12 protein-coding genes are annotated in these 13,246 nt (G+C 56.4%); 9 read left to right on the forward strand and 3 right to left on the reverse strand.

The window, feature by feature from the left end; genetic code table 11:
* The first annotated feature begins 401 nt into the window (after positions 1–401).
* The 3 genes from H7U36_RS05025 to H7U36_RS05035 all read left to right on the forward strand — a co-directional run bounded on the left by H7U36_RS05025 (position 402) and on the right by H7U36_RS05035 (position 3,081).
* Positions 402–839, forward strand: a complete 438-nt coding sequence (locus H7U36_RS05025; protein ID WP_033125882.1) for an Hsp20/alpha crystallin family protein — start codon at positions 402–404, stop codon at positions 837–839.
* A 189-nt stretch (positions 840–1,028) separates the two neighbouring features.
* Entirely contained in the window at positions 1,029–2,114 is a 1,086-nt protein-coding gene (locus H7U36_RS05030; RefSeq protein ID WP_033125881.1) for a DnaJ C-terminal domain-containing protein, read from the forward strand.
* 148 nt (positions 2,115–2,262) lie between these two features.
* Complete coding sequence (locus H7U36_RS05035; RefSeq protein ID WP_205155775.1) at positions 2,263–3,081, forward strand: DNA-3-methyladenine glycosylase family protein; 819 nt, start codon at positions 2,263–2,265, stop codon at positions 3,079–3,081.
* A 77-nt stretch (positions 3,082–3,158) separates the two neighbouring features.
* Here the strand turns inward: H7U36_RS05035 and H7U36_RS05040 are convergent, their stop codons facing one another.
* Together H7U36_RS05040 and H7U36_RS05045 are read right to left on the reverse strand one after the other, a co-directional pair.
* Positions 3,159–5,006 carry an ABC transporter ATP-binding protein gene (locus H7U36_RS05040; protein WP_033125879.1) on the reverse strand — a complete coding sequence of 616 codons (1,848 nt, stop codon included), beginning with the start codon at positions 5,004–5,006 and terminating at the stop codon, positions 3,159–3,161.
* Positions 5,007–5,009: 3 nt separating this feature from the next.
* Positions 5,010–6,725 carry an ABC transporter ATP-binding protein gene (locus H7U36_RS05045; protein WP_334299347.1) on the reverse strand — a complete coding sequence of 572 codons (1,716 nt, stop codon included), beginning with the start codon at positions 6,723–6,725 and terminating at the stop codon, positions 5,010–5,012.
* A gap of 175 nt (positions 6,726–6,900) precedes the next feature.
* Here H7U36_RS05045 and H7U36_RS05050 point away from each other — a divergent pair, with 175 nt between their 5' ends.
* The 6 genes from H7U36_RS05050 (at position 6,901) to thiI (ending at position 12,791) form a co-directional block, all read left to right on the forward strand.
* The gene (locus tag H7U36_RS05050; protein ID WP_052084026.1) at positions 6,901–7,758 is read left to right on the forward strand and encodes a DNA alkylation repair protein; all 858 of its coding nucleotides are present in this window, start codon (positions 6,901–6,903) and stop codon (positions 7,756–7,758) included.
* A gap of 259 nt (positions 7,759–8,017) precedes the next feature.
* Positions 8,018–8,578, forward strand: coding sequence for a manganese efflux pump MntP (locus H7U36_RS05055; RefSeq protein WP_033125877.1), 561 nt, complete (start codon positions 8,018–8,020; stop codon positions 8,576–8,578).
* Between the two features lie 58 nt (positions 8,579–8,636).
* On the forward strand, positions 8,637–9,590 hold the full coding sequence (gene prmA, locus H7U36_RS05060; RefSeq protein ID WP_033125876.1) for a 50S ribosomal protein L11 methyltransferase: 954 nt from the start codon (positions 8,637–8,639) through the stop codon (positions 9,588–9,590).
* The gene (locus H7U36_RS05065; protein ID WP_033125875.1) at positions 9,591–10,328 is read left to right on the forward strand and encodes a 16S rRNA (uracil(1498)-N(3))-methyltransferase; all 738 of its coding nucleotides are present in this window, start codon (positions 9,591–9,593) and stop codon (positions 10,326–10,328) included.
* Between the two features lie 41 nt (positions 10,329–10,369).
* Complete coding sequence (locus H7U36_RS05070; protein WP_033125874.1) at positions 10,370–11,527, forward strand: cysteine desulfurase family protein; 1,158 nt, start codon at positions 10,370–10,372, stop codon at positions 11,525–11,527.
* Between the two features lie 79 nt (positions 11,528–11,606).
* Positions 11,607–12,791 carry a tRNA uracil 4-sulfurtransferase ThiI gene (gene thiI, locus H7U36_RS05075; protein WP_033125873.1) on the forward strand — a complete coding sequence of 395 codons (1,185 nt, stop codon included), beginning with the start codon at positions 11,607–11,609 and terminating at the stop codon, positions 12,789–12,791.
* Positions 12,792–12,934: 143 nt separating this feature from the next.
* On the opposite strand, the gene H7U36_RS05080 is transcribed toward thiI, so the two are convergent.
* Complete coding sequence (locus H7U36_RS05080) at positions 12,935–13,165, reverse strand: HPr family phosphocarrier protein (RefSeq protein WP_033125872.1); 231 nt, start codon at positions 13,163–13,165, stop codon at positions 12,935–12,937.
* Positions 13,166–13,246: the final 81 nt, after the last annotated feature.

Raw genomic sequence — 13,246 nt, forward strand, 5'->3', positions numbered from 1 at the left:
CGTGAAGGTGGTTCTCATCTTCCGTGAGACTGGCTCAGAATACTCGTGCAAGTGGTGCTACACGAGTGGAATATACATGCATTTACTTTCTCATTTAACCGTACAATAATGAAAGAGAAAAAGCTACCCCCAGATCAGGGAAAATGTAAGACTAACGTCTACCCATAATTACATAAAATACTTTACTCGACTAAAAAGGTAGAAATAAGTTTTTCATTTAACCGGGTCAAAAATTTTTTAAAAAAATTAGCACTCACCTCTTGACAGTGCTAACAATAAGTGTTATATTACATCTAGAACAAAGGAAAGGAAATAAAAAGATCCCCTTCCAGTAGTTCAAAACCAACACTCCGGTCGCACGGAGTGCCAATATAAATGAATGATCAAAGGAGAGATGACTTATGATGATGCCTAGTATTTTTGGAGAAGATTTATTTAATGACTGGTTTGATTTTTCCTTCCCGGATGTTGACAGAAAGTATTACGGAAGACGCTCAGCAGATCAGGTGATGCGGACAGATGTGAAAGAGAAGGACGACGCTTACGAAGTAGAGATTGACCTGCCGGGATTTAAGAAAGACGAGATCAAGGCAGAGCTGAAGGAAGGCTACCTGACCATCAGCGCGGCCAAGAATGTGAACAAGGATGAGAAGAAGGATGGCAAGTACATCAGGCAGGAGCGCTTCACAGGAAATGTGAGCAGAAGCTTCTATGTGGGCAAGAACCTGACGCAGGAAGATATCCACGCGAAGTTTGAAAATGGTATCCTCACCCTGGATATCCCGAAGAAGGATCAGAAGCAGGTGGAGGAGAACCGCTACGTGACCATCGAAGGATAATGAGATTTCTCCCCGGGCAGCCTGTCCCGGGGAGGTTTTATATGATATTTGGAGTATAGAAAATATTCCGGCTGAAGGGCCGTTCATATAGATTTCAGATATGACAGGTATATTCTATTAAATATATGAATTAGAAATTTATATAGATTTTGACAGTTTACAGATGTGGACGATCGGGAGGTGATAGAGATGGAAGCAAAGAGAGACTACTATGAAGTGCTTGGTGTTGACAGAAACGCAGATCAAAATGCGATAAAGAAAGCGTACCGGAAGCTTGCAAAGAAATATCACCCGGATACAAATGCGGGAAATCCACAGGCTGAACAGAAGTTTAAAGAGGTAACAGAGGCCTACACGGTGCTCAGCGACCCGGAAAAGAAGAAGATGTATGACCAGTTCGGGCATGCGGCCTTTGACGGGACCGGTGGCGGAGCAGGCGCAGGCGGCTACACCGGAGGAGCCTACAGCACCGGCAACGGCGGCTACAGAGAATTCCATTTCGAAAACGGAAATATGGACGATATATTTGATGACCTGTTCGGAGATATTTTCCACGGGAAAAACAAAGGAGGATTTTCCGGCAGCTTCCACACAGGAGACGGAGGCGGCTTCCACCAGTCCTACTACGGAGGAACCGGCGGCTTTGGACGTGGCGGCTTCGGAGGCGGCTCCTTCCGCCAGAAGGGCTCAGACCTGCGGGCGCAGACCGAGGTGTCCTTTGACGAGGCGGCCTTTGGCTGTGACAAGATCATTACCTTCCAGGATCCGTCCGGGTCGGGGAATCCCCAGACTTTGCAGGTCCATATTCCGGCCGGCATTGACAGCGGCAAGAGCATTCGCCTGAAGGGCAAGGGCATGCCGGGAACCGGCGGCGGTGAACCGGGAGACCTTCTCCTGAAGGTACAGGTGGGGACAAAGCCAGGCTTTGAGCGGAAGGGAATGGATGTGTACACTACCGTGCAGATCCCCTTCACGACGGCGGTATTCGGCGGCGAGGCCCTTGTAAACACGCTCTACGGAAATGTCATGTGCAAGATCCATGAGGGCACCCAGTCCGGCACAAAGATCCGGCTGCGGGGCAAGGGAATTGTCTCCATGAAGGATCCGGCTGTGCACGGCGACCACTATGTGACGGTCCAGATCCAGGTTCCAAGGAACTTAAGCCAGGAGGCCAGGCAAAAGCTGAGAGAATATGAGCGGGCAGCAGGCGGCTCTGGAAGCCGGGGAAGCGGCGGCCACAGCACAGGCACCCATGGAAGAAAAAGTGCGGCATAAGCCATTTTGAAATAGATAGAAGGCGTCTGAGTTTTCAGGCGCCTTTTTTATGTCCAGGCGTGCCTGCACATGTTGATTTTGGATTGCAAAAGCCTCACTTTACCTGTAAAATCATAAAAAGACAAAAGAGCGATAAGAGAGGAAGACTATGGTAACCGTTACAAAAGAGCATTTTTCCCCGGGGCAGATCCTGGCTTCCGGCCAGTGCTTCCGCATGGAGGAAGTGAAAGAAGGGATCTGGGAGCTTGTGGCCGGGGACAGGTACCTGAAGATAGAAGAGACAGAGGAGGAGCACGTTTTCCGGTTTCACTGCGGGGAAGAGGAGCTGCGGGATTTCTGGGCCCCCTACTTTGACCTGGAGGGGGATTACGGGGCGTATAAGAAGCGGATAGACCCGGCGGACGCCTACCTTGTCCGGGCGGCGGACTTTGGACGGGGGATCCGCATCCTTAAGCAGGATCTGTGGGAGATGATCGTCACCTTTATCATTTCCCAGCAGAACAATATCCGGCGGATCAGAAGGATCGTGCAGCTCTTATCAGAAACATATGGTAAGAAATGTGTTTCCGGTGAGGGGAAGGTCTACGATTCGTTCCCCGGCCCGGGGGAGCTGGCCCGGGCCACGGAGGCAGACCTGCGGGCCTGTAACCTGGGCTACCGGAGCCGGTATATCCGAAAGACCGTGGAAATGGTCCTTGGGGGTGAGGTGGATCTGAAGGCCCTGGAGGGGATGGACTATCCCGCTGCCAGGGCGGAGCTTATGAGGCTTAGCGGCGTGGGCGGCAAGGTGGCGGACTGTATCTGCCTCTTTGCCCTCCACCACCTGGAGGCCTTCCCGGTGGACACCCACATCAAAAAGGTGCTGGATGAGCAGTACCCGGAGGGTTTCCCCTTTGAGCGATATGCAGGCTTCCAGGGGGTGCTGCAGCAGTATATTTTTTACTATGTCCTGCATGGGCGTCCCTGAGGCAGTATTGAGACGGCGCTGAGATGGCACCGGGTTGCGCTGAGACGGCGCCGGGATGGCGCTTCAGGCCGGGACTGTCAGGAGAGCTCGAACATGCCGTGGTAGAGCTGGTAGTACATGCCCTTCTGGTCCAGCAGCTCCTGGTGGTCGCCCCGCTCGATGATGCGGCCGTGATCCAGCACCATGATGGCGTTGGCGTTGCGGACCGTGCTGAGGCGGTGGGCGATGACAAACACTGTGCGGCCCTCCATGAGCCGGTCCATCCCCTTCTCGATGAGGCTCTCTGTCCTCGTGTCGATGCTGCTGGTGGCCTCGTCCAGAATCAGCACCGGCGGGTCGGCCACAGCGGCCCTGGCGATGGCAAGGAGCTGGCGCTGCCCCTGTGAGAGGCGCTGCCCGTCTCCGGTGATCATGGTATCGTAGCCGTCGGGGAGCCTGCGGATGAAGGAGTCGGCGCCGGCCAGACGGGCGGCATTTTCCACCTCCTGATCTGTGGCGTCCAGCTTCCCGAAGCGGATATTGTCGGCAATGGTGCCGGTAAAGAGATGAGTGTCCTGGAGCACCACGGCCATGGAGCTTCGCAGGGCCTCTTTTTTTATGTCTCTTATATCGATGCCGTCGTAGGTGATGGCGCCTCCGCTGATGTCGTAAAAGCGGCTGATCAGGTTGATGATGGTGGTCTTCCCGGCGCCGGTGGAGCCCACGAAGGCAATCTTCTGGCCCGGCTTGGCGTAGAGGCTGACCTTGTCCAGTATCTTTTTGTCCTCCCTGTACCCGAAGGACACATCGTGAAAGCGGACGTCCCCGCGAAGGGGCGTGAGGGCGTGGGTGCGGGTATCCTCCCAGGCCCATTTCCCTGTCCGCTGCGCGCTTTTTTCCAGGTTTCCCTGACTGTCCGCCGTGACGTTTGCAAGGACTACGTGGCCTGCGTCCTCCTCCGGCGTCTCGTCCATCATGTCGAAGATCCGCTCCGCGCCGGCCAGGGCGGCCAGCATGAAGTTAGACTGCTGGGTGAACTGGTTTACCGGCAGGGTGGACTGGCGCACAAAGATGAGATAGCTTGCCAGGGTGCCAATGTCGATGCGGCCCCAGATGGCCATCAGGCCGCCCAGGACAGCCACCACCGCGTAGTTGATGTAGGAAATGCTGACCACCATGGGGATCATGGTGCTGGAGTAGGCGGTGGCCTTTGTCCCCGCCTCCCGCAGGAGAGCGTTTTTCTCGTGGAAGGCCCTCAGACTGTCCGCCTCGTGGTTGAAGACCTTGACCACCTTCTGGCCCCGGATCATCTCCTCGATGTAGCCGTTCAGCTCGCCCAGGTACTGCTGCTGGTGATTGAAATAGTAGGTGCTCTTTTTCCCGCTGTAGCGGATGTAGAGGAACATGGAGGCGTACCCGAGGACAACCAGGAAACTGAGCTGCCAGTTCAGGATGAAGAGGATGGTCAGCGTCCCCACAACCTGGATAAAGCTCTGGATGATCATAGCAAAGCTGTTGTTGAGGGCGTCGGAGATGGTGTCCACGTCGTTGGTGAAGCGGCTCATGGTGTCCCCGTCCGGGTGGGAGTCAAAGTACCCGAGAGGCAGCTTTTCCATGGTGTGGAAGAGGTCCCGGCGGATGTCATAGATGATCTTCTGGGCGGCTTTTACCATGGTCTGGCTGTAGCCGAAGGCTGCGGCCGCCCCGGTCAGGTAGATGGCGGCGGTGACCGCCACGCCGAAGATGAGCCCCTTCAGGTCCCCCGGCACGATATACTGGTTGATGATGGGCTTTACCATGTAGGTGCCAAGCAGGTTGGCTCCCGCGCTGACGGTGACAAGAAGGGCCACCGCCGCCAGCAGGAATTTATGCATGCCCATGTAGGAGAGGAGCTTCCCAAATGTGCGCCGCAGGTTTTTGGGGCGCTTTCTGTTCGCTGTTGCCATGGCCTATCTGCCTCCTTTCTGTGACTCGTAGATTTCCCGGTAAATGGGGCTCTCTGCAAGGAGAGACTGGTGGGTCCCCACCGCGTGTATCCGTCCGTCGTCCAGTATCACGATCTTGTCCGCGTGCATGACGGACAGGATGCGCTGGGCGATGACCAGCTTTGTCATGGAGGGGATGGCCTCCAGAGCCTCCCGTATCCGGCTCTCTGTGGCCGTGTCCACGGCGCTGGTGGAGTCGTCAAAGATGAGGATCTTCGGCCGTTTTAAGAGAGCCCGGGCAATGCACAGGCGCTGCCTCTGCCCTCCCGACAGGTTGACCCCTCCCTGGTCCAGCCGGGTGTCCAGCCCCTCCGGGAGGGTGCGGATGAACTCGTCGGCGCAGGCGGCGCGGCAGGCCGCCTGCAGCTCAGCTTCCGTGGCTCTGGGGTTGCCCCACAGGAGATTTTCCCGGATGGTGCCGGAGAAGAGGACGTTTTTCTGGAGCACAATGCCTACCCCGTCCCGGAGAGCCTCCAGGCTGTAGGAGCGCACGTCCCGTCCTCCCACGCGGACAGAACCCGAGGTGGCGTCGTAGAGCCTGGGGATGAGCTGCACAAGGGTGCTCTTGGAGGAGCCTGTGCCGCCGATGATGCCCACCGTCTCCCCGGCCTCTATGTGGAGGTCGATGTCGGAGAGGGTGTACTCCTTTGCCTCTTTTTTATACTTGAAGGACACGTGGTCAAAGTCGATCTGTCCGTCCGGGATCACCTGGCAGGGATTTTCCGGGTCGGACAGGGTGCTTGTCTCGTCGAAGACCTGGTTGATGCGCCGGGCGCTGGCCAGGGACCGGGTCAGCATGAGGAACACGTTGGATATCATCATGAGGGAGTTGACGATCTGGAGCACATAGCTTAAGAAGCCGGTCAGCTCTCCCACCTGCATGCTGCCGGCCTGGATAAAGCCGCCGCCGAACCAGAGGATGAGCACGATGGAGGTGTACATGGTGAGCTGGAAGGCGGGCAGGTTCAGCACCGCGAAGTGGAAGGTGGTGCGGCTTGTGTCCGCCAGATCCCGGTTGGCCTTTTCAAAGACCTCCTCCTCGTACTCCTCCCGCACAAAGGCCTTGACAGCCCGGATGGCGGTGAGGTTTTCCTGGATGGCCGCGTTGACCCTGTCCATGCAGACCTGCAGCTTCCCGTACAGGGGCGCCACCTTGCGCACGATGAAAAACAGGATGCAGGCCAGGACAGGGGTGCAGATTACAAACACGAGGGCCAGGGCGGCGTTCATCCAGAAAGCCAGGAAGAGCCCCATGATGAGCATCACCGGTCCCCGGACCATGGGCCGTATGCCCCCTGTGATGGCGTTCTGCATGACGGTGATGTCCGTGGTCATGCGGGTGATCAGGGAGGAGGTGCTGAAGTGGTCCAGGTTGGCAAAGGAGTAGGACTGGATCCTGGAAAACTCAGCCTCCCGCACGCCGGAGCCAAAGCCCAGGGCGGCCCTGGCGGCGTATCTGGCGTAGAGGAGCCCTGTGATGAGGGAGAAGAGGGCGCAAAAGCCCATCTGCACGCCCTTCATGCAGATGTAGTGAATGTCCCTTGTCTGGACGCCCACGTCGATGATGTCCGCCATGATCAGCGGTATGGTCAGCTCAAAGCCTGTCTCAGCAATGATGAACAGGATGCTGAGGATAAATTCCTTCTTAAATGGCCCAAGGTGTGTGAAAACGCGTTTCAGGTCCTGCAAGATAATCCCCCGTTTCGTGTAAAATTTCTGTTTCTGTAAAAATCAGACTGCTCTCATTATAGCACAGTCCCGGGAGAAAGACAGAGGCGGATATGCTTGATTTTTCCTGAAACAGATGTGAAAATAGAGTTTAAAAGGGATTTCAGCTCTGGAAAGGAGAACCTGTATGCCGAAAAGCAAAACAAAAGCATCTGCCGAAAAAGCATCTGTCAGCCTGCCGCCCGGCTGTCTGGAGAGCCGGGAGAAAATGAGGAAGTATCTGGAGAGCCTGGGGGAGCCCTCCTATCTGCGGTTCGCCAGCTCCCTGATCCCGGAGCTGCCTGTGGAGCGGTTCCTGGGGATCCGTCTTCCCCTGCTGCGAAAAATCGCCCGACGCATTGCCGCGGACCGGTGGGAGGAGTGGCTTTCCCGGGCCGGGCAGGACAGCTTCGAGGAGGTGATGCTCCAGGGGATGGTCATCGGCTACGGGCTGGATAACATGGAACGGCGGGCAGGCGGAGCGCGCAGGCTGCGAGGCCAGGAGGAGCATGGCCGGGAGGAGCGCGGACAGGAGGAACTCCTGGGGGAGGCCCGGCGGCTGATCTGCTGGTTCCTGCCAAGGATTGACAACTGGTCTGTCTGCGACAGCTTCTGCAGCACCCTGAAGATCGCCGGCAGGCACCGGGCGCAGCTCTGGCCCTTTGTCACGGGCTGCCTCCGGAGCGGGGAGGAGTACACGGCCCGCTTCGGGGCGGTCATGCTGCTGGACTACTATGTGGACAGGGAGTACCTTGGGGAGGCCCTGGCAGAGCTGGAGCAGGTGGACCAGGACTCCTACTATGTGAAGATGGCCGTGGCCTGGGCCCTTTCCATGTTTTACCTGGAGTTCCCCAAGGAGACGGAGGCTTTTCTTGAGGCCTGCCGTCTGGATGACTTCACTTATAATAAGACGCTGCAGAAAATCTGCGAGTCCAGGAGGGCAGACCGGGAGATGAAGGAGAGGGTTCGGGCTATGCGAAGAGGAAAGTTGATAAAAAATGATTGACAAGCCTCGTTCTTCTCCTTATAATGAACAGAAGCGATAAGGGAGTAGTTGGCGCCTGGGGCGCAGTACTGTCAACATACTGATGCTGTCCTGGCATCTGGCATTACTTGAAATAATGAGACTTATCCGCGCAGAGAGTATCTGCCGCGGATGGGTCTTTTTTTACGCGCTGCCCGCGCTGCATCCGCCCGGCCGCTGACAGGGGAGAGGGGCTTTCGGCCCCGGGAGGGACACAAAAGAAGACAAAAGGAGAAGAAAAATGGGACTGATCGAACTTTTTCTGATGGCGGTGGGGCTGTCCATGGACGCCTTTGCCGTGTCAGTCTGTAAGGGCCTCGCCATGAAGAAATGCACCTGGGCCAAGGCGGGGATCGTGGGACTTTATTTTGGGGTATTCCAGGCGGGGATGCCGGTCATCGGGTATCTCCTGGGGAGCCAGTTCAAGGAGATCATCACCTCCATAGACCACTGGATCGCCTTCATCCTGTTGGGACTTATCGGCGCCGGCATGATAAAGGAGGCCTTTGGAGGGGAGGACTGCGAGGCGGACGACTCCCTGGATGTGCGGACCATGCTGCCCCTGGCGGTGGCTACCAGTATCGACGCCCTGGCGGTGGGTATCACCTTCGCCTTTCTGAAGGTGGAGATCGTGCCTGCGGTATCCTTCATCGGCGTGACCACCTTTGTCATCTCCGCGGCGGGCGTAAGGATCGGCAACGTGTTTGGCTCCCGCTGGCAGAAGGGAGCCCAGATCGCAGGGGGCGTGATCCTCGTCTGTCTCGGGGTGAAAATCCTCGTTGAGCATTTGGGGCTCATATGATAAACTGATGTGGAAAGGAATGTTCCGCCGGGAAGAGGCGGGACAGAGGTGAGACGGTATGAAATGGAATAAATTTCGTTTGAAGACAACAACCGCGGCGGAGGAGATCGTCAGCAGTTCCCTCATGGAGCTGGGTATCCAGGGGGTGGAGATCGAGGATAAAATTCCTCTCACCCAGGCGGACAAGGAGCAGATGTTTGTGGATATCCTTCCCCAGACTGAGGAGGACGACGGCGTGGCCTACATTACCTTCTATATGGAGGAGGAAGACGACAAGGAGGAGATGCTGGGGAAGGTGCGCGCAGAGCTTGAGGACATCTCTGCCTTTGTGGATATCGGGGAGGCCTCCATCGAGGAGTCCCAGACAGAGGACGTGGACTGGGTGAACAACTGGAAGCAGTATTTCCACCAGTTTACCGTGGACAACGTGCTCATCATCCCCTCCTGGGAGGATGTAAAGCCGGAGGATGAGGACAAGCTGATCATCCACATTGATCCGGGGACGGCCTTTGGCACAGGTATGCACGAGACAACCCAGCTGTGTATCCGCCAGCTGAAGAAATACGTGGAGCCGGGCATGAGGATCCTGGATGTTGGCTGCGGCAGCGGCATCCTTGGTATGCTGGCCCTGAAGTTCGGCGCGGGCTACTCCGTGGGCACGGACCTGGATCCCTGCGCCATTGACGCCACCCACGAAAATATGGCTGTCAACGGCATTGAGAAGGATCAGTACGAGGTCATGATCGGAAACATCATTGACGACAGAGAGGTTCAGGACAGGGCTGGCTATGAAAAGTACGACATTGTGGCCGCCAACATCCTGGCGGATGTGCTGGTACCCCTGACGCCGGTGATCCAGGCCCAGCTGAAAAGCGGCGGTATTTACATCACAAGCGGGATCATAGAGGACAAGGAGGAGACCGTGGTGGAGGCAGTGAAGGAAGCCGGCATGGAGCTTCTGGAGGTACATCACCAGGGAGAGTGGGTCTCCGTCACAGCGAGGAAACGATAGATGCAGCATTTTTTTGTGACGCCGGATCAGGTGGAAAAGCCATACATTTATATAGAAGGTTCTGATGTGAACCACATGAAAAATGTGCTCCGCATGAAAAAGGGCGAGAGGCTGGAGGTCAGCGACGGCAACAACCGCAAATATATCTGCCAGGTCACAGGCTACGAGGAGGGCCGGGCCCGGCTTGAGATAGAGGAGGAGAGGGAGCTGGACACAGAGCTTCCCTCCCCCATCTGGCTCTTCCAGGGACTTCCCAAGAGCGACAAGATGGAGCTGGTGGTGCAGAAGGCAGTGGAGCTGGGAGCCCGGGGCGTGGTCCCTGTGGCGGCGAAGCGCTCCGTGGTGAAGCTGGACGGACCCAAGGCGGAGAAAAAGGTAAAGCGGTGGAACGAGATCGCCAAAAGCGCGGCCAAGCAGGCGGGCCGGGGCATCATCCCGGAGGTGAAGAGCGTGTGCAGCTTTGACGAGGCCCTGCAGGCGGCGGGCAGTCTGGATGTGATCCTCTTTCCCTACGAGCTGGCAGAGGGCATGGACTACACGCGAAAGGTCATTGAGGAGATACGGCCGGGCCAGTCTGTGGGCATCTTTATCGGGCCCGAGGGCGGATTTGAGAGAGAGGAAGAGGAGAAGGCGCTGGCCGCCGGCGCCAGGGTCATCACCCTGGGCAGGCGGATTTTGCGCACCGAGACAGCGCCCCTCATGGTGCTGGCCATCCTGGGCTATCACCTGGAGCCCTGAGGCGCATAAATTAATAGTAAAAAGTACAGGAGTGATCTTTGATGGAAGTTTATCTTGACAATTCTGCCACCACCCGGGCCTACGACTGCGTGGGGGACCTTGTGCGCAAGGTCATGTGCCAGGACTACGGCAACCCCTCCTCCATGCACGCCAAGGGAGTGCAGGCAGAGCATTATATAAAAGAGACAAAGGAAATACTGGCAAAGCTGTTGAAGGTGAAGGACAAGGAGATCGTCTTCACGTCCGGCGGCACGGAGAGCGACAACCTGGCCCTTATCGGAGCGGCCAGGGCCAACAGGCGCAGGGGGAATCACCTGATCACCTCCTCCATCGAGCACCCGGCGATCCTGAACACCATGCGCTACCTGGAGGAGGAAGAGGATTTCCGCGTCACCTTCCTGCCGGTGGACCGGTACGGGAGAGTGAAGCTGGAGGCTTTGCAGGAGGCCCTCTGTCCGGAGACGATCCTTGTGTCCATTATGTACGTGAACAACGAGGTGGGATCCGTGCAGCCCATCCGGCAGGCGGCGGATATGGTGAAGGCCTATAATAAGGATATCCTGTTCCATGTGGACGCGGTCCAGGGCTTTGGAAAATACAGGATTTACCCGAAGAAGGAGAAGATCGACATGCTCACCCTAAGCGGCCACAAGATACACGGGCCCAAGGGGACGGGAGCCCTCTACTTCGGCGAGCAGGTGAAGATAAAGCCCATCGTCTTCGGCGGTGAGCAGCAGAAGAACATCCGCTCCGGGACGGAGAACGTGCCCGGGATCGCAGGCCTTGGCCTGGCGGCAAAGACTATCTACGACGGGCTGGAGGAGAAGGTGGACCGGATGCGGGCGCTGAAGGCCCGGTTCATAGACGGTGTGCAGAAGCTGGATGACATCACCATCCACGGCCTCTACGACGAGACCAGCGCGCCCCACATCATCAGCGTGGGATTTGCCGGGGTGAGGAGCGAGGTCCTGCTCCACGCTCTGGAGGAGAAGGGCATCTACGTGTCCTCCGGCTCAGCCTGCGCCTCCAACCACCCGGCCATCAGCGGGGTGCTGAAGGGGATCGGGGCACAGAAGGAGTATCTGGACGCCACGCTGCGCTTCAGCATGTCAGAATTTACAACAGAAGAAGAGATTGACTATACGCTGGAAACCCTATATAATTTAGTACCAGTATTGCGCAGATATACGAGACGGTAATGCCAGAGGCGCATAGGGAGCGCCTGGGCCGCAGCCGGGACAGTTCGTCTGCACACCAGGAAGAAAAGAGGAAAGAACCATGACATTTCACACATTTTTGATCAAGTACGGTGAGATCGGGATCAAGGGAAAGAACCGCTATATGTTCGAGGACGCCCTGGTGCGTCAGATCCGCTACGCCCTGCGGGAGGCGGACGGCAGCTTTAAGGTGCATAAGACGCGAGGCCGTATCTATGTGGACTGTGACGGCCCCTACGACTATGACGAGGTGACAGAGGCTCTCCAGAGAGTCTTCGGCATTGTGGGCATCTGCCCTGTGGTGCGGCTTGAGGACCAGGGCTTTGAGCAGCTGAAAAAAGACGTGGTGGCCTACATGGATGAGCTGTACCCGGACAAAAACATTACCTTCAAGGTGGAGGCCAGGAGAAGCCGGAAGAATTATCCGAAGAATTCCATGGAGATCAACTGCGACATCGGGGAGGCTATTCTGGACGCGTTTCCCGGGATCCGTGTGGATGTACACCATCCGGATGTGATGCTGAACATCGAGGTCAGGGAGGATATCTACGTCTACTCCAGGATCATTCCCGGGCCGGGAGGCATGCCTGTGGGGACAAACGGGAAAGCCATGCTCCTTCTGTCCGGCGGAATCGACAGCCCGGTGGCTGGCTACATGATCGCCAAGAGGGGCGTTGCCCTGGAGGCAACCTACTTCCACGCGCCGCCCTACACAAGCGAGCGGGCCAAGGAGAAGGTGGTGGATCTGGCCAGGATCATCGCAGCCTACGCAGGTCCCATCCGTCTCCACGTGGTGAATTTTACAGACATCCAGCTCTACATCTACGACCAGTGCCCCCACGATGAGCTGACCATCATCATGAGAAGGTACATGATGAAGATCGCGGAGCATTTTGCGAAGGAGGACGGCTGCCTGGGTCTCATCACAGGGGAGAGCATCGGTCAGGTGGCAAGCCAGACCATGCAGAGCCTGGCGGCTACCAACGAGGTGTGCACTCTGCCGGTGTACCGTCCCCTGATCGGATTTGACAAGAAGGAGATCGTGGAGGTGTCCGAGAAGATCGGCTCCTACGAGACATCCATACAGCCCTTTGAGGACTGCTGCACCATCTTTGTGGCAAAGCATCCGGTGACAAAGCCGAACATCAACATCATTCACAGGTCAGAGGAAAATCTGGCGGAGAAGATCGACGAGCTGGTACAGACAGCCATCGACACGGTGGAGATCATAGACGTGCAGGGCTAGCATTGCCCTGCCGGGGAGCCCGGAGGGGATCCCCCGGAGCGTTTTTGTTTAACAGGGAACGGAAAGTTTCCTGTTAAATAAAAAATACGCCGGAATGTCAGCGCATTTCGGCGTATTCATATGTTCGCTTTAAACCTGTCCGATTATACAAGGTATGGCTTCAGAGTCTCAAGCACCTCATCGATGCCTGCGTCAGCGTGGATGTTCAGGTCGATAGGCTTGGACAGATCCAGGCTGAAGATACCCATGATGGATTTTGCATCGATCACATATCTTCCGGATACAAGATCAAAGTCATAGTCAAACTTTGTGATGTCGTTTACGAAAGATTTTACTTTGTCGATTGAGTTTAAAGAAATTTGTACTGTTTTCATTGGAATAACCTCCTTGATTTCTTATATCAGTTTCTATAATCATCTTAAGAGCTGAAAGTGTAAAAGTCAAGGAACAATTTG

The organism is Faecalicatena fissicatena (assembly GCF_016900595.1).
Classification (GTDB): domain Bacteria; phylum Bacillota; class Clostridia; order Lachnospirales; family Lachnospiraceae; genus Claveliimonas; species Claveliimonas intestinigallinarum.

What these genes read in the sequence shown, in the direction of transcription:
- H7U36_RS05025 (WP_033125882.1), top strand. Translation starts at nt 402, where the DNA reads ATGATGATGCCTAGTATTTTTGGAGAAGATTTATTTAATGACTGGTTT.
- H7U36_RS05030 (WP_033125881.1), top strand. Translation starts at nt 1,029, where the DNA reads ATGGAAGCAAAGAGAGACTACTATGAAGTGCTTGGTGTTGACAGAAAC.
- H7U36_RS05035 (WP_205155775.1), top strand. Translation starts at nt 2,263, where the DNA reads ATGGTAACCGTTACAAAAGAGCATTTTTCCCCGGGGCAGATCCTGGCT.
- H7U36_RS05040 (WP_033125879.1), bottom strand. Translation starts at nt 5,006, where the DNA reads ATGGCAACAGCGAACAGAAAGCGCCCCAAAAACCTGCGGCGCACATTT.
- H7U36_RS05050 (WP_052084026.1), top strand. Translation starts at nt 6,901, where the DNA reads ATGCCGAAAAGCAAAACAAAAGCATCTGCCGAAAAAGCATCTGTCAGC.
- H7U36_RS05055 (WP_033125877.1), top strand. Translation starts at nt 8,018, where the DNA reads ATGGGACTGATCGAACTTTTTCTGATGGCGGTGGGGCTGTCCATGGAC.
- prmA (WP_033125876.1), top strand. Translation starts at nt 8,637, where the DNA reads ATGAAATGGAATAAATTTCGTTTGAAGACAACAACCGCGGCGGAGGAG.
- H7U36_RS05065 (WP_033125875.1), top strand. Translation starts at nt 9,591, where the DNA reads ATGCAGCATTTTTTTGTGACGCCGGATCAGGTGGAAAAGCCATACATT.
- H7U36_RS05070 (WP_033125874.1), top strand. Translation starts at nt 10,370, where the DNA reads ATGGAAGTTTATCTTGACAATTCTGCCACCACCCGGGCCTACGACTGC.
- thiI (WP_033125873.1), top strand. Translation starts at nt 11,607, where the DNA reads ATGACATTTCACACATTTTTGATCAAGTACGGTGAGATCGGGATCAAG.
- H7U36_RS05080 (WP_033125872.1), bottom strand. Translation starts at nt 13,165, where the DNA reads ATGAAAACAGTACAAATTTCTTTAAACTCAATCGACAAAGTAAAATCT.